Here is a 16,435-nt window from a genome sequence, read left to right on the forward strand (position 1 = left end):
TCCCGGCCGCGGGTTTGTTGCTTTCCCTCGCGCCCACCGTGCAGAAAGAACCCAGTTCATGTCTTCCGCCCAATGTCCCGATGCCGCCGCCTTGGCGGCTCCTGTTGTGCCTGCCTCAAGTGGCCATCGCGCCGGCATGTTGCCGCTGGTGGCGCTGGCCATCGGATTCGTCATGGCCATGCTGGATGTGACCGTGGTCAACGTTGGCCTCTCCAGCATTGCCAGCAGCCTCGATGCGCCGCTGGCCACGCTGGTGTGGATCGTCGATGGCTATACCCTGACCTTTGCCGCCATGCTGCTGGTGGGTGGCGCTCTGGCTGATCGCTTCGGTGCGCGCCGACTGTACCTGACCGGGCTGTTGCTGTTCGTGCTGGCCTCATTGCTTTGCGGGGCGGCGCCCAACGGTCCCTTCCTGATCGCCGCACGCCTGCTGCAAGGCCTGGGAGCAGCTTTCTTCATGCCCAGTTCGCTCAGCCTGCTCACCCACGTCTATGAAGACGACCGCGTGCGCGCCCGCATGTTGGGCGTGTGGTCGGCCACGGTCGGCTTGGCCGCAGCCGTTGGCCCGTTGGTGGGCGGCGTGTTGATCCACTGGCTGGGCTGGCGCAGCGTGTTCCTCATCAACGTGCCGGTCGGCTTGGTGGGTTTGCTGATGGCCCGTAAGCTGATCCCGCAGGTGGCCGGTCATGCCCGCGCCCTGCACCTGTTCAGTCACCTGGCTGGCGTGGTGATGCTGGCCGCGCTGTCCTTCGTGCTGATCCAGGGGCCGGTCTATGGCTGGATTTCGCCGCGCATCCTGGTCGGGCTGGCCGTGGCGGTGCTGGCCGCGGTGGCTCTGGTGCGCCATGAACTGCTTGGCATCGCACCGCTGTTGCCGCGTGCGCTGTTTGCCACGCCGCAGTTCGCGGCGGCCAATGGCATTGGTTTCCTGATCAACTTTGGCGTCTATGGCAACCTGTTCTACCTGGCCCTGTTCCTGCAGCAGGGGCGTGGTGCCGACGCCTTGCAGACCGGCTTGCAACTGGTGCCGATGATGGCGGTGATCTTCTTCGGCAACCTGATGTCGGGCCGCATGTCGGCCCACTGGGGACCGCGTGTGCCGCTGCTGCTGGGCTTGTCGGTGGGCGCTGCCTTTACTGCGGTGGCGATCAGCTTCCGCCCCGAGACGCCCTACTGGATCCTGGCCCTGGTCTGCGCTGCCGCCAACCTGGGCGTGAGCACCGCCATTCCCGCCATGACCACGGTGGTCATGCAGGTGGCCGGCAAGGCCCATGCCAATAGCGCCGCCGCGGCACTGAACGCCAATCGCCAGATCGGTGCCTTGGTGGGGGTGGCCTTGATGGGGGCCATCCTGCATAGCGTGCAGGCGTGGAGCCTGCGCAATGGGCTGGCTTTTGGCGTCATGGCGGCGGGCTACGGCACGGCGCTGTGGCTGGTATGGCGCTTCGTCGGTGTTGTCAAGGAGCAATGGGTGACGCGGCGCGCCTGAAGCCTAGTGTTGTTGCGCATCCAACGGCCTGCCCCGACTTGTGCGTGGCAGGCCGTTTTATTGGGGATTTGTTAGGGATTGGCGGGGCAGGGCCGTAAAATAGCGCCTTCAACGAAATACGCACCAGAAAGAAGCCCCGCATGTCCATCCAATGGTTCCCCGGTCACATGAACTCTGCCCGCCGCAAGGCGGCCGAGAGCATGGAAAAAGTCGATATGGTCATCGAAGTGGTCGATGCCCGCCTGCCCCAGGCCAGTTGCAATCCCATGATCGAGCAGCTGCGCAATGCGCGCCAGCGTCCCTGTCTGAAGATCCTCAACAAGACCGACATGGCCGACCCGGTGGCCACGCAAGCCTGGATCGACTACTACAACAGCCAGAAGGGTGTGACCGCCGTGGCGCTGTCCTGCAAGAAGCCCTCGGACGTGGCGCGCGTGCCCAAGCTGGCCATGCAGGTGGCGCCGCATCGCGGCACGGCCTTGAAGCCCTTGCGCATGATGATCATGGGCATCCCCAACGTGGGCAAGTCCACGCTGATGAATGCACTGCTGAAAAAACGCGTGGCCGCCGTGGGTGATGAGCCGGCCGTGACCAAGACCCAGCAGCGTCTCTACCTGGGCAACAACATGGTGCTCACCGATACCCCCGGCATGTTGTGGCCCAAGATCGAGCATCCCAGCGATGGCCTGATGCTGGCGGCCAGTCACGCGGTGGGCAGCAATGCGCTGATCGAAGAAGAAGTGGCCACCTTCCTGGCCGACCTGTTGCTGCAGCGTTATCCGCAGTTGCTCAAGGCGCGCTATGGCTTCAACACCGAAGGCATGGATGGCGTGGCCGTGGTGGAGGGTGTGGCGGCCAAGCGCGGTTTCCGTCTGAAGGGCGGGGATTATGATTTCGAGAAGGCTTCGCATACCTTCCTGCAGGATTACCGCAGCGGCGCACTGGGCCGCATCTCGCTGGAAACGCCGCAGTCGCGCGCTGAACTGCTGGCGAACTATCGCTCCACCGACAATCCCGATGCGCTGCCGGCCGAGGATGAAGACGACGAGGAAGAGGACTTCGACTGGCGAGACGCAGCGGATCATCGCGGGCGCAAGGACTAAGTTTTCCTCTCTCGAAAACTTAGAAACCGGTGTGGAAAAACTAAGTTCCGATCTTCGGCTCCATGCAAAAAGGCCAGCTCGATTGAGCTGGCCTTTTCGTTGATACAGGGGGAGGTACGCGTTGCGGATTACCAGGAGGTGATCACGGAACCCTTGTACTTTTCCAGCACGAACTTCTTCACTTCCGGGCTGTGATAAGCCTTGACCAGCTTGGCCACCCAGGGCTTGTCCTTGTCGGCGATGCGCACGGCGATCACGTTGGCGTAGGGGCCGGTGGAGGCTTCCACGGCGATCGCATCCTTGGTCGGCGACAGGCCGGCCGATTCAGCGTAGTTGCCGTTGATGACGGCGGCATCGAAGTCATCCAGCGAGCGCGGCAGTTGGGCTGCGTCCAGTTCGACGATCTTGATCTTCTTGGGGTTCTCGACGATATCCAGCGGGGTTGCCTTCAGGCCGGCATCGGCCTTGAGCTTGATCACGCCCTTGGCTTGCAGCACCAGCAGGGCACGGCCGCCATTGGTCGGATCGTTGGGCACGCCTACGCGAGCCCCCGGCTTCAAGTCGTTGAGCGACTTGATCTTCTTGGAGTACACGCCCATCGGGAAGGTGATGGTGCTGCCGACGCTGACGAACTTGTAGCCACGGTCCTTGATCTGCGCATCCAGGTAGGGCTGGTGCTGGTAGGAGTTGGCGTCCAGGTCGCCGGCAGCCAGGGCGGCGTTGGGTTGGATGTAGTCGGTGAACTCGATGATCTTCATCTGCACGCCATCTTTCTCGAGCAGCTTCTTGACCTGTTCCATGATCTCGGCGTGGGGACCGGCGGTCACACCCATCTTGATCTGGTCTTCGGCCATGGCGGGGGCACAGACCAGGCCAGCGGCCAGGCCCAGACCTGCGATGAATTGAATCAATTGACGACGCTTCATGACTTTCCTTTCAAGCTTTGAGGTGGGCAGCGGGTAGCTGCCGTTTTTGTATGAATTGTTGTGTTCAGCGGTGGCTGAGCTTGCGCACCAGCAGGTCTCCCAGGGATTGCACCAACTGGACGAACACGATCAGGATCAGCACCACGGCCAGCATCACTTCCGGCAGGAAGCGCTGATAGCCATAACGGATGCCCAGGTCGCCCAGGCCACCGCCGCCGATGGCGCCGGCCATGGCCGAATAGCCGACCAGGCTGACGAAGGTGATCGTGAGACCGGCGACGATACCAGCAAACGCCTCCGGCACCAAGACCTTGTAGATGATCTGCCAGGTGGTCGCACCCATGGCTTGTGCCGCTTCCACCAGGCCGTGATCGACTTCGCGCAAGGCGGTCTCGACCAGGCGTGCGATGAAGGGCGCGGCGGCAATGGTCAGCGGCACGATGGCCGCAGCCGTACCGATGGAGGTGCCGACGAAGAAGCGCGTCATCGGGATCACCGCCACCAGCAGGATGATGAAGGGGGTGGAGCGCACCGCATTGACCAGCAGGCCGGCCACGCGGTTGAACACCACGTTGGGCAGCACGCCCTTGGATTCGGTGATGTGCAGGGCAATGCCCAGCGGAATGCCGAGCAGTGAGCCGACCACGCCCGAGATCACCACCATCATCAGCGTCTCACCGAAGGAGCTGACGAACAGATCGATCAGTTCAGATGACATGGTTGAGCTCCTCGACGACCACACCCTGCTCGCGCAGGTATTGCATGGCCTGGTTGATGTTGTCTTGCGTGCCGTTGGCGAGGATCGCCAGCGAGCCGAAGGCCTGGCCCTGGATCTCGTCGATCTGGCCGTGCAGGATATTGAAGTTCAGGTTGAAGCGGCGCACCGCTTCCGACAGGTGCGGCTGGTCCACGTCATTGCCGGTGAAGGCGAAGCGGAACAGGTGGTCGGTCCCCTGGCCACCGTCGGCACGCGCCAGACGCTCGCGCAGGCGCGCCAGCACGCCCTTGGGCAGTTCGTGGGCGATGACGTCACCGATCAGGGCGCGGGTGACTTCATGGCGCGGCTGGCGGAACACTTCCAGCACTTCGCCTTGTTCGATCACCTGGCCGGCTTCCATCACCGCCACGCGGTCGCAGATCTGCTTGATGACTTCCATCTGGTGCGTGATCAGGACAATGGTCAGGCCCAGTTCCTGGTTGATCTTGCGCAGCAGGTCGAGGATGGAGCGGGTGGTTTCCGGGTCCAGCGCCGAGGTGGCTTCGTCGGAGAGCAAGACCTTGGGATCGTTGGCCAGTGCGCGGGCGATGCCCACGCGCTGCTTCTGACCGCCGGAAATCTGTGCCGGATAGCGGTCGCGCAGGGCGGTCAGGCCGACCAGTTCCAGTAGCGGCTCGACCTTGGCCGCGATCTGGGCCTTGCTCTTGCCGGCCAGTTCCAGCGGCAGGGCGATGTTGTCGTAGACGCTGCGCGAGGACAGCAGGTTGAAGTGCTGGAAGATCATGCCGATGCCACGGCGCGCTTCGCGCAGTTGCGAGGCCGACAGCGAGGTCAGGTCCTGACCATCCAGGACGATGCGCCCGGAAGTGGGACGGTTGAGCAGGTTCAGGGTGCGCACCAGGGTGCTCTTGCCGGCGCCGCTGCGGCCGATGATGCCGAAGATCTCGCCCTTGCGGATCGACAAATCGACATTGCGCACCGCTTCGACATTGCCGAATCGCTGGGTGACAGCTTGTATTTCGATCATGGTGGAAAAGAAGAATGGCAGCGGGCCCCGGGCTCCTAGGCCAGCGCGGCATCGGGGGACGCTGCAGGCGGCTCAGGGACCACAGGTCTCCACTGCCATCAGTATTTTTATAAGAAGGCGCTATTTTAAGGCGGCACGGTTATATGGGGAAAATAATTTTTCAATTATGCATATAACCATCGCGTCTTAGCATCTGGCGGGAAACCGCCAGGGGACTGGATTTTGCGCACACCGAGGTGGTCGGCGCAGCAGTGCAATTCCGGGGCGAGCGGCACCGCCAGCCGAGCACGGTTGATGGCCGTACTGCCGCTTCGTCCATGCCATTCCGATTACTGCTTGCCAACAAAGGCGGCGGCCACTATCGACGACATTGGTTGTAATAAAACTACAGAAAAATCTTATAAAAGCCATTAATTCAAATTTTGATTCGATTGAAAAAATAAAGACGGTTTAGATTTGCGATGACTTCTTGATGTTTCTTTTCGGAAGCCTGGGTGGTGCCTGCGCGCCATGGCGACCACCACCCGTCAATCAACAGCAATCAAACCACTACGGAGTACTCTATGAAAAAGTCCATCCTGGCCCTGGCCGTGCTGGGTGCCTTCGGCGGCGCGGCGCACGCGCAAAGTAACATCACCATCTACGGCGCGGTCGATGCCAGCCTGTCCTACACCAACAAGATCGGGATTTCTGGCAAGGACGCCCACGGCAATGATATCGCCGGCAAGGATACCGGCGGCCAGATGGCGCTCGATTCTGGCCTGATCAAGGGTTCGCGCCTGGGGATCAAGGGCGTTGAAGATCTGGGTGGTGGTCTGAAGGCCATCTTCACGATCGAGAACGGCTTCAACGTCGATTCCGGCGATGCGGGCCAGAAGGGTGTGCTGTGGGGGCGCCAGGCTACCGTGGGCCTGTCGGGCAACTTTGGTACGGTGCTGGCCGGTCGTCAGAAGGATGTCCTGGATGATGTCGGCAGCATCACTTCGCCCGGCGACTTCGGTGGTGTGGTCAGCCGTGTCCACTCGCTGAACCTGGATCGTACCAACGGCGAGCGCGTCAACAACTCCATCCGCTACAACACCCCGGACTTCAACGGCTTCATCGGCAGCGTGATCTATGGCTTCGGTGAGCAAGCCGGCAAGACCGGTTCCGGCCAGTCCTTCGGTCTGGGCGGCACCTACGCCAACGGTCCCTTGAACGTCGGCCTGGGTTACTTCCAGAGCAAGATGGGCAACGCCAATGCCAGCGACGTCAATGGCGCATCTGCCTGCAATGGTCCGGGCAAGAATGGCGATACCTGCCTGAAGACCTGGACCCTGGCCGCCTCTTACCAGTTCGGTCCGGCCAAGGTCTATGGCTCTTATTCGCATGTGAGGCTGCCGCTGACTGCGCCGCGCACCCGATTCGATTCGAGGTTCGACAGCTTTGCTGCGTTCATCGACCCGAAAAAGCTGGGACTCTACCAGCCTGCTGCAAAGGGTGACTACACCATCGGCGGCGCCAACAACGAATCCAGCCAGACCTTCGATATCGGTGTGAACTACCGGCTCTCGCCAGCGCTGTCGCTCATCAGCAGCCTGCAATACACCCGGGCCAAATTCGTTCGCACCTCCGATGGTCGCCTGCTGCAGGTCAACCTGGGCGCCAAGTATGAGCTGTCCAAGCGCACCACCACCTATGCTGTCCTGCGCAACCTGCGTTCGTCCGACATGTACAACGTGGGCCTGAGCAGCGATCGCGTTCCCGGCGCCAATCGCGGCCAGACCGGCATCAACGCCGGCTTGATCCACAGCTTCTAAGATCTGGCACTGCATCCGGGCTCCTGGGCCCGATGTTTGGCCCGCCTCCCGCAAAAAGGGGGCGGGTTTTTTTTATGCATCGGCAACAGCACGCCTGGCGACCTCCAAGAGCAGTCATAGACCAGAGTCGGCAACAAAAAACCCGCATCGTCACCGATGCGGGTTTTCTTCTTGCAGCACAGGCCATGTCATCCATGGCCCGCGGCAGGAGGCCTATTACATCATGCCGTCCATACCGCCCATGCCGCCCATACCACCCATGCCGCCAGGCATACCGGCCGGCTTGTCTTCTGCCACTTCGGCCACCAGGGCGTCGGTGGTCAGGATCAGGCTGGCCACGGAGGCAGCGTTTTGCAGAGCCGAACGGGTCACCTTGGCCGGATCCAGCACGCCCAGTTCCACCAGGTCACCGTAGGTGCCGTTGGAGGCGTTGTAGCCGAAGTTGCCCGAACCTTCCAGCACCTTGTTGACCACCACCGACGGCTCATCGCCGGCGTTGAAGACGATCTGGCGCAGCGGCTCTTCGATGGCGCGCAGGACGATCTTGATACCGGCTTCCTGATCGGCGTTGTCGCCCTTCAGATCCTTGACGTTGGCACGAGCGCGCAGCAGGGCAACGCCACCGCCAGGCACGACGCCTTCTTCAACAGCAGCGCGGGTAGCGTGCAGGGCGTCTTCGACACGGGCCTTCTTTTCCTTCATTTCGACTTCGGTGGCAGCGCCCACCTTGATCAGTGCAACACCGCCAGCCAGCTTGGCCACGCGCTCTTGCAGCTTTTCACGGTCGTAGTCGGAGGTGGCTTCGCCGATCTGGGTGCGGATCATCGCCACGCGAGCTTCGATGCCAGCGGCTTCGCCGTTGCCGTCGATGATGGTGGTGTTTTCCTTGCCGATTTCAACGCGCTTGGCTTGGCCCAGTTCAGCCAGGGTAGCCTTTTCCAGGGTCAGGCCGACTTCTTCGGCGATCACTTGGCCACCGGTCAGGATGGCGATGTCTTCCAGCATGGCCTTGCGACGGTCGCCGAAGCCAGGCGCCTTGACGGCAGCGGTCTTGAGGATGCCACGGATGTTGTTGACCACCAGGGTCGCCAGGGCTTCGCCTTCGACGTCTTCAGCCACGATCAGCAGCGGACGGCCAGCCTTGGCGACTTGTTCCAGCACCGGCAGCAGGTCACGGATGTTGGAGATCTTCTTGTCGAACAGCAGGATGAAGGGATTGTCCAGGGCGACGATCTGCTTCTCTTGGTTGTTGATGAAGTACGGCGACAGGTAGCCGCGGTCGAATTGCATACCTTCGACGATGTCCAGCTCGTTTTCCAGCGACTTACCGTCTTCCACGGTGATGACGCCTTCCTTGCCGACCTTTTCCATGGCCTTGGCGATGATGTCGCCGATGTCCGCGTCGGAGTTGGCCGAGATCGAGCCGACTTGAGCGATTTCCTTGGAGGTGGTGGTGGGCTTGGCCAGGTTCTTGACTTCGCCGACGATGGCGGTGACAGCCTTGTCGATACCGCGCTTCAGGTCGGTCGGGTTGAAGCCGGCGGCGACGTACTTGAAGCCTTCGCGCACGATGGCTTGGGCCAACACGGTAGCGGTGGTGGTACCGTCACCGGCGTTGTCGGAGGTCTTGGAAGCGACTTCCTTGACCAGCTGGGCACCCATGTTTTCCAGCTTGTCCTTCAGTTCGATTTCCTTGGCGACGGAAACGCCGTCCTTGGTCACGGTCGGGGCGCCGAAGCTGCGCTCCAGCACGACGTTGCGGCCCTTGGGACCCAGGGTGACCTTCACTGCGTTGGCCAGGATGTTGACGCCGTTGACGACCTTGGCGCGTGCTTCATCGCCGAAAATAACTTGCTTTGCTGCCATGTTGGATTCTCCAGAAATTCGGTTCAGTTCATATAGCCTGGCGCACGACTGAAGTTTCAGGGGCGCCGGCTGCTGTCTTGTTGCCGCTGGCCTTCAGGTTTTCTTTCTATATAGAGAAAGAAAAGGAAGGCCGGATGCCGAATTACTTCTCGACGACGGCGAACAGGTCTTCTTCGCGCATGACCAGCAGTTCCTGGCCATCGATCTTCACGGCTTGGCCGGAGTACTTGCCGAACAAGACGCGGTCGCCGACCTTCACGGACAACGGACGGACCTTGCCGTCTTCCAGGATCTTGCCGTTGCCGACGGCCAGGACTTCGCCTTGGTCCGGCTTTTCGGTCGCTGCGTCAGGCAGAACGATACCGGAAGCAGTCTTGGTTTCCTGGTCGAGGCGCTTGACGATAACGCGATCGTGCAAAGGGCGAAGATTCATGAGAACTCCTTAATTTTCAATAAGTTAGCATTGATTGCGGCAAAGCCTGCAACGGTTTTCTTCCAAATGCAGCAAACCTCACCGCATGAAAAAGGGGATTGCGTCAGGCGGGCTGTTAGCACTCTGCCTTGACGAGTGCTAAGTATAGGGATGGGTTGGGGAATTTTCAAGGCGTCAATTGCTGTCCGCGCTCATGAATAATGACACTGCGATCAAAAATAATGACGCTGGAATACTTATTTAAAATCAGTGGCTTAGGATCGAGTCGCGCTGTTTTCTGATCAATATGACGATTTGAATTCGACATGGACGTTTAAATTTCATGTGAAAACAAATTCCGGTTTTGAGCATGTAACACGATAGCTCTTCCCCCACTGCTGTCCGACATACCCGAATTTTTTATTTCCTTTTAGTAACTTTTGAAAATTCGTTTAGGTATGAACTTTCCAGAGTGGCCCTTACAAAACCTGACCGCTCCTATCGACTCGCAGCACGCCTTCCGCTGTTCAAGGTCCTGCACCTGGGAGTGGGCTCAATCTTGCATCGTAGTCACCCTTGAGTGCGTAGTCCGAAAATTCGCGCGGACAGACGCCGAAGCGGCGCTTGAACAAGCGCGAAAAGTGAGAAGCGTCGCTGAAGCCCCAGCGTAATGCGATGGCGAGCACACCGGCATGGCCTGGACTGAGCAGATCACGCGCACTGCGTTGCAGGCGTAACTCGCGGATCAGGCCGCTGACAGAGAGCGGCGCGTCCTCGAACAGGCCGTAGAGCGTGCGGCGCGAAACCTTGAAGCGCAAGGCTAGCATGTCCGGTCCGAGGTGAGGCTCCTCCAGATGGTCACGGATATAGGTCTCGACGGCCATGCGGAAAGCCTCCCGCACCGGGAGCCGGTCCCGTTCTTGAGCCTCCAGCGTGGCACCTAGCGCGATAGCGATGATGCTGTTGAGCGCGGCGCTGAGTCCGTCCGATATGCCGCTACCCATATCCAGTTCCACCTGCTCAAGTGAACGGGCGAAACGAGATGCCACCAGTCCCATGCCTGTATTGCCGTCCACTCGGCGTGCTGTCGCCTTGTAGGGGGAGGCCAGCCTGGAGATCACTTGCTCCCTGGGAATGCGGAAGGACAATACCTGCCAGTCCCCCTGGTAATCAAGGAAGTAGGGGCGGGTGCTGTCCACGATGGAAAAGTCGCCGGGCAGCACCAGGCTTTCCTGGCTATCCTGGCGTACCACGCATGAGCCTTCGAGCTGGAAGTTCGCAAAGCAGTATTCGACCGGATTGCGGCGGATCTCTTCGCCGCGTCGCTCAATGTGCTGGGCCCTTGAAAACACGCGCGTCTGCGCAGTCGTCGAGAGTGGCCTTGAATTCACCTCTCCCACGAAATCAATCGCCCTCTGCTTTTCCTCAAGGACTGGATTGAGCGAGACAAACGCCTCGCACAGCACCTCGCGCCAGTAACTGAAGCGCTCGTTCTGCGCGCAGGACTGAGTGGACCAGAGCTTCATTGCCGTCATCCTTTCTGGACATCCGGAGTGTGCCTGCGGCGAATGGCCGGCGCCAAGGTAAATGGGCAAACGCCCCTACGTACCTTGCGTTTTTGGCTTCGCTGCACAAGTAGTCAAGTTGGCCTTGCACGAAAAGTCAATTTCGCAAAGGCCGGTGTCACGGTGGCCATGCCGCAGGCCAGATTTGCCCCACGCCGGGGACGCGCAGCACCGCGCGCTTCTTGCTGGTGCCCTCGTCTGCACCGAAGTCGGTACTCGCATCAACACAGGCCGCGCATTGCCAGCGTTGAGCCGGACCATCGCAAGGTTCATGCCAGTCCTCCACTTCTTCGCTGCGCTTCAGCAAGCCTTGGCCGGATTGCGCAATTGAACAAACGATGCTGCACAGGCCGGCGAGACCACGCCGATCCAGCCCTCTACGATGAGCCTCGCTTTTCCCATCCACTCTGCAAATAAAGGAGGTTCTCCATGCCCATCGATTTCCAACTCTCTGAATCCCAGAAGGCTTTGCAGGCAGGGGCGCGCACCTTCGCCGCCGACGTCCTGAGCAAGGTCGCGCCAACCATCGCTGCGCTAGTGAAGCCGGATGAACGCTTCTATGCAACGCGACCGTTCTACCAGGCCATGGCCGATGCCGGCTTTGTCAAGGCGCTGCTGCCGGAGTCCTTCGGCGGTACAGCAATGAGCACCCTGGACTTCGCCCTGGCCGCAGAGGAGCTCACTGCTGCGGATGTCAACCTCCCTAGCGCGTTGCTGGGCACCGGTCTGGGACTGCATGCGGTTGTGCATCATGGCACGCCTGAACAGAAACAGCGTTTCCTGCCGGACTTCATCGAAGATGGCTCACGCCTGGCCGCACTTGCATTTACCGAGGTCACCGGCGGCGCCAACTATGACAGCACCGATCCTTCCGTGGGAGTGCAAACCTTTGCCCGTCTGGAGGGTGATGAATGGGTCATCAACGGTGCCAAGCACTACACCACCAACGGCACCGGCTGGGATGGCAAGGGGGCGCATCTGTATAGCGTCATCTGTCGTACCGATCCCGCATTGCCTCCCCAGCAATCGCTGGCGGTGATCATGGTGCCGGGTGATGCCCCGGGTATCGAGATCGTTAGCCTGCTCGACACCATGGGCCATCGTGCGACGATCTCGCCACGCATTCATTTCAACAATGTGCGCGTTCCTGCGTCGAACATCGTGGGCAAGCCCGGCGATGGCATCACGATGCTGGAGGGCGCTTTTTCGTGGACAGCGGCACTGATCGGCGCGGCCTGCGTGGGCGTGATGCGCGCCGCCTTTGACATTGCCTTGAAGTTCGCGCACAGCGACCGCCGCTCTGGCACGGTGCCAGTGATCGAACATCAGAACGTCGGTTTCATGCTGGCCGATATCAAGATGCGCATCGAGGCTGCCCGCTACCTGACCTGGAAATCCTGCCATCAACTCGACCTGACCGAGGGCCGCAGCCGCGAGTTGGCGGTCATTACAAAAACCTATTGTTCTGAATTGTGCGTGCAAGTGGTCTATGACGCGATGCGCGTCGTCGGCGTGGACGCCTACACCGACCTCTACCCGCTGGCCGGCCTGATGCAAGATGCCCTGTGCTTCCCTCTCTACGACGGCGGCAATATGGGCGTGCGCCGTCGGCAGCTTCACACGCTGCTGCGCTCCAAGGACTACGACGCGATGGCCTCCGCCGAAGCGCGAGGATAAGCGCTCGCCGGCAAGCTCCGGGTGCGCGATGTGCAACGGCCTCTACTGCCTGGCTGCGCAGCGAGGGCACCCGATCCATTTCATGTGATCAAGCTCAAGAGGTACCGCTATGAAGGTAATACTTTCCCGCAAGCGCAGCCGTGCGCTTCGGTTGCGCAAGGCAGAGATCAAGTCACCCAGCACTCCCGTAAAAAGGATTCCCTTGCTGGCGTCAGTGCTGTCGGTCACGATGCTGCCCATCGCCGCACAAGCCATCGACGTGGACATCGGCGACTTTGTACCGGCACCCGCTGGTACGACGGTGGGCCTGCTCTACTACCAGCACGTCGAGCGCACCAGCTTGTATGCGCAAGGCCAGAAAGCCGCGACTGACCCCAAGCTGGACTCGGACATCGGCATTGCCAGACTGGTGCACTACACTACGATTGGCGGACTGGCATTCGCCCCTCAAGTCATGGTGCCATTCGGGCGGCAAGATGCCGGACGCGATACGGCGGCCCTGGGCCAGACCAGTGGCGTGGGTGACATCATCCTGGCCGCGCCATTCTGGCCGGTCAACGATGCTGCATCCCGTACTTATCTCGGCATTGCTCCCTACCTGTATCTGCCCACTGGCAGCTATGACCACAACCGGGCGTTGAACTTGGGGGAGAACCGATGGAAGTTCGATCTGCAGGTCGGTTTCGTGAAGGGACTCACCGACAAGTGGTACCTCGAGCTGACCGGAGACGGCATGGTCTATGGCAAGAACGGTGACTATGGCAGCAGCGGTGCCACCCAAAGGCAAAAGCCGCTGTTCCAGGGGCAATCCTATCTGCGTTACCAGTTCACGCCAGCGGCCAACGTCTTCGTCAGTCTGTCGCAGACCTGGGGTGGGGAAACGCGGATCAACAGTGTCGACAGCAACGACGAAGCGCGCGAACGCAAGGCAAGCATCGGCGGTAGCTGGTTCATCCTCCCCAAGACGCAGCTGCTGATGGCGTTGGGCCGTGATCTGTCGGTGGAAAACGGTTTCAAGGAAAATGCCCGTATCAATCTGCGGTTGCTACACTTTTTTTGAGCAGCTGCCAACATTGGTTAGCGACATTGCCGTGCCCTGTCCTGTCTGAAGGTTCAAGTCATTTCAGGATGGGGCACGCCCGACGAAGCGCTGGCGAGGACAAGGAAGGCGTAGGGGCGTGGCGGGGAGCGATTTTAAAGTAAAGACCGTCGTATGCCGTATCAATTGAAGAACAACTAACACGGGCACCCGTCAGGCTGCCGTATGTCTCCAGATTACTTCATTCCTGGTAGAGCGCGTGCTCCAGCGCGATGCTGGCCATGCCATGCTGCATGACCTGCCGCAAGCCCGGTGCAGTCGCGTCGCTCGCCAGACCTTCCGTGAGCAGCGCTAGCAGGCGCTCGGCGCTGTCTGCGTCATCGAGCCAGAATTCCTCGATCAGATCGACGCTGGCTGGGCTGCTGGGCGGATTCATCACCCGGTTGCGGACATGACGCGAGATATACGGCGTGCGACGGTCGGCCACTACGCGGGCAACTACCTCGGCGAACTGCTCGGCACGCGGCCCGTCCTCCGCCGCGGCTTCCGGGGCCGCAGGCAGGACGAAGAACAGCTTGTGGCGCGCAGTGCGCCGCTTGTCACAGAACACCAGCTCCTCCTGAACCATGAATTTGCTCACGGTGGACTGGTCCACGAAGTTTTCTTCATCCGGCCGCAGCTTTTCCTGGTAGAAGGGCAGGGCCAGCGCGGCCATCGCTTCGGCGGGGGAGGTGGCCCAGACCTGCGTCACGAAGTCGCGGTCTAGTGCCCAGTCCGACTCCGCCGGCGAGCCCAGGGCATGGGTGGCGTCGATGAAGTGGTTCTGGGCATAGCGCTTGGGCGCCTCGGCCGGATGCGCGGCGATGAACTCCAGTACCAGCGGAGCATGGATGTTGAGCATGTGGTGCTGCATGGCGCGGCGGGTGATGCCGGCTCGGCGTCGGCCGATGATCATCAACTTGATCATGAATGTCTCTTCTTTTTTCTCGTCGTTGTAATGCTGTTTCATAGGAAGGCCGGCACTCTGGTGCAGACCCAGCATTACTCTAAGGCCCCCTTTGCTGCAGGACAAATGGATTGTGCTGATGTGAGCTATCAACTCGCGTGATGGCTGTGGCCCTGCTATTTGATGGATATTCTCAATTTGCGGGATTGTATGTGCTTATATTGAGAGTGCTCTTCTGCTGCAGTTTCTGTCCAAGCGCAGCTTTCTTCTGTTGCATGGCCTTTAATGGTGCATCCCTGCGCATCCTGATTCAAAAAAGTGCATAAAACGTGCGATCTGAATGAAGAGTTGTGTTGGCACGGAACTCGCTCTCCCAGGCGCACAATTCAGGTGTATTCTGCCCGGCGGGGCAGTGCATTGGTGGAACTGCCTCGCCTGGCCTGGCCGTTCGTCCGGGCCGCTTGCCTTCTGTGGCTCCGTCCCTTTTTATCCGCGGATCACCGGCGGGAAAGCGCCCGAGTCGTGATGCTCTCAGGCATGGCTCGTTTTTTGCTGTAGCAGAGTCCGCAAGCAAGAACCAGTTATCCACTGGGAGGCGCTGCGGTGCTGTCCGGCCATGTGATCGTCGATACGGTTGTCAGCTTGGGTCAGCACACATAACAAATGGCACACAACGCACTGCGTTTTCAATCATTCATTGGAAGTAATAGGAGCAATTCATGCAAAAAATTAAAATGATTCCTGTCGCTACAGCACTGGTGGCAGCGTTCGCATTCGCAGGGGCTGCGCAGGCACAAGAAGTCATCAAGATCGGTCACGTCGCTCCTCTGACCGGTCCCAATGCGCACATCGGCAAGGACAATGAAAACGGTGCCCGCATGGCCGTGGACGAACTCAATGCCAAGGGCTTCATGATCGCCGGCAAGAAGGTCACCTTCCAACTGGTGCCCCAGGACGACGCTTCCGATCCGAAGCAAGCTACCACCGTGGCCCAGGCCCTGGTCGATGCCAAGGTCAAGGGCGTGGTCGGTCACATGAACTCCGGTACCACCATCCCGGCTTCCAAGATTTACTACGACGCCGGCATCCCGCAGATCTCGCCGTCGGCAACCAACCCCAAGTACACCCAACAAGGCTTCAACACCGCCTTCCGCGTGGTGGCCAACGATGGCCAGCTGGGTGGCGTGCTGGGTCGCTATGCCGTCAATGAACTCAAGGCCAAGAACATCGCCGTCATCGATGACCGTACCGCCTACGGCCAAGGTGTGGCTGAAGAATTCCGCAAGAGCGCCCTGGCTGCCGGTGCCACCATCGTGGCTACCCAGTACACCACCGACAAGGCGACCGACTTCAACGCCATCCTGACCTCGGTCAAGTCCAAGAAGCCGGACCTGGTCTTCTTCGGCGGTATGGATGCCGTGGCCGGCCCGATGCTGCGCCAGATGGACCAACTGGGCATTGCTGCCAAGTTCATGGGCGGTGACGGTATCTGCACCACCGAACTGCCGGGCCTGGCTGGCGCCGGTCTGAAGGATAACCAGGTGGTCTGTGCTGAAGCCGGTGGTGTGACCGAAGCTGGCAAGAAGCCGCTGGAGGACTTCAAGGCTGCCTACAAGAAGAAGTTCAACCAGGAAGTCGTGATCTACGCACCGTATACCTACGACGCGCTGATGACCCTGGCTGATGCGATGCAACAGGCTGGCTCGTCGGATCCGAAGGTCTACCTGCCGGTTCTGGCCAAGATCCACCACAAGGGCGTGACCGGCGAGATCGCCTTCGATCCGAAGGGCGACATCCTCAACGGTACCCTGACCCTGTACACCTACAAGGGTGGCAAGCGTTCGCTGCTGAGCGTGGTGAAGTAAGTA

13 protein-coding genes are annotated in these 16,435 nt (G+C 60.3%); 6 read left to right on the forward strand and 7 right to left on the reverse strand.

The features are described 5' to 3' along the window. Window positions 1-58 precede the first annotated feature (58 nt). Entirely contained in the window at window positions 59-1,489 is a 1,431-nt protein-coding gene (locus tag RC54_RS04310) for an MFS transporter (RefSeq protein ID WP_061788844.1), read from the forward strand. Window positions 1,490-1,629: 140 nt separating this feature from the next. Then, entirely contained in the window at window positions 1,630-2,592 is a 963-nt protein-coding gene (gene ylqF, locus RC54_RS04315) for a ribosome biogenesis GTPase YlqF (RefSeq protein WP_082685977.1), read from the forward strand. A 128-nt stretch (window positions 2,593-2,720) separates the two neighbouring features. On the opposite strand, the gene RC54_RS04320 is transcribed toward ylqF, so the two are convergent. The 3 genes from RC54_RS04320 to RC54_RS04330 form a co-directional block, all read right to left on the reverse strand. Continuing rightward, window positions 2,721-3,518 carry a MetQ/NlpA family ABC transporter substrate-binding protein gene (locus RC54_RS04320; RefSeq protein ID WP_058894347.1) on the reverse strand — a complete coding sequence of 266 codons (798 nt, stop codon included), beginning with the start codon at window positions 3,516-3,518 and terminating at the stop codon, window positions 2,721-2,723. A 64-nt stretch (window positions 3,519-3,582) separates the two neighbouring features. Then, window positions 3,583-4,236 (reverse strand): methionine ABC transporter permease, encoded by a 654-nt coding sequence (locus RC54_RS04325; protein WP_058894348.1) that lies wholly within the window; start codon window positions 4,234-4,236, stop codon window positions 3,583-3,585. Beyond that, on the reverse strand, window positions 4,226-5,263 hold the full coding sequence (locus tag RC54_RS04330; RefSeq protein ID WP_058894349.1) for a methionine ABC transporter ATP-binding protein: 1,038 nt from the start codon (window positions 5,261-5,263) through the stop codon (window positions 4,226-4,228). The genes RC54_RS04325 and RC54_RS04330 overlap by 11 nt, the downstream gene beginning before the upstream one ends. Before the next feature lie 563 nt (window positions 5,264-5,826). Here RC54_RS04330 and RC54_RS04335 point away from each other — a divergent pair. Further along, window positions 5,827-7,062, forward strand: coding sequence for a porin (locus RC54_RS04335; protein WP_058894350.1), 1,236 nt, complete (start codon window positions 5,827-5,829; stop codon window positions 7,060-7,062). A gap of 216 nt (window positions 7,063-7,278) precedes the next feature. On the opposite strand, the gene groL is transcribed toward RC54_RS04335, so the two are convergent. From groL to RC54_RS04350, 3 genes are all read right to left on the reverse strand, one after another. Then, complete coding sequence (gene groL / locus RC54_RS04340; RefSeq protein WP_017451309.1) at window positions 7,279-8,928, reverse strand: chaperonin GroEL; 1,650 nt, start codon at window positions 8,926-8,928, stop codon at window positions 7,279-7,281. 142 nt (window positions 8,929-9,070) lie between these two features. Next, window positions 9,071-9,361 (reverse strand): co-chaperone GroES, encoded by a 291-nt coding sequence (gene groES / locus RC54_RS04345; protein ID WP_013233027.1) that lies wholly within the window; start codon window positions 9,359-9,361, stop codon window positions 9,071-9,073. 506 nt (window positions 9,362-9,867) lie between these two features. Then, on the reverse strand, window positions 9,868-10,866 hold the full coding sequence (locus tag RC54_RS04350) for a helix-turn-helix domain-containing protein (RefSeq protein WP_061788845.1): 999 nt from the start codon (window positions 10,864-10,866) through the stop codon (window positions 9,868-9,870). A 468-nt stretch (window positions 10,867-11,334) separates the two neighbouring features. Between RC54_RS04350 and RC54_RS04360 the strand changes: the two genes are divergently transcribed. Together RC54_RS04360 and RC54_RS04365 are read left to right on the forward strand one after the other, a co-directional pair. Beyond that, window positions 11,335-12,582, forward strand: a complete 1,248-nt coding sequence (locus tag RC54_RS04360; protein ID WP_058894352.1) for an acyl-CoA dehydrogenase family protein — start codon at window positions 11,335-11,337, stop codon at window positions 12,580-12,582. Window positions 12,583-12,691: 109 nt separating this feature from the next. Beyond that, window positions 12,692-13,642: a transporter gene (locus RC54_RS04365; protein WP_082803065.1), complete on the forward strand. Its 951-nt coding sequence runs from the start codon at window positions 12,692-12,694 to the stop codon at window positions 13,640-13,642. A gap of 220 nt (window positions 13,643-13,862) precedes the next feature. Here the strand turns inward: RC54_RS04365 and RC54_RS04370 are convergent, their stop codons facing one another. Continuing rightward, a complete protein-coding gene (locus RC54_RS04370; RefSeq protein ID WP_164471189.1) occupies window positions 13,863-14,588 on the reverse strand; it encodes an EthD domain-containing protein in 726 nt (241 codons plus the stop codon). 698 nt (window positions 14,589-15,286) lie between these two features. On the opposite strand from RC54_RS04370, the gene RC54_RS04375 reads away from it, so the two are divergent. After that, a complete protein-coding gene (locus RC54_RS04375; protein ID WP_061788849.1) occupies window positions 15,287-16,432 on the forward strand; it encodes a branched-chain amino acid ABC transporter substrate-binding protein in 1,146 nt (381 codons plus the stop codon). The last annotated feature ends 3 nt before the right edge of the window (window positions 16,433-16,435 follow it).

The sequence above is a fragment of the Herbaspirillum rubrisubalbicans genome, assembly GCF_003719195.1.
Classification (GTDB): Bacteria; Pseudomonadota; Gammaproteobacteria; order Burkholderiales; family Burkholderiaceae_D; genus Herbaspirillum; species Herbaspirillum rubrisubalbicans.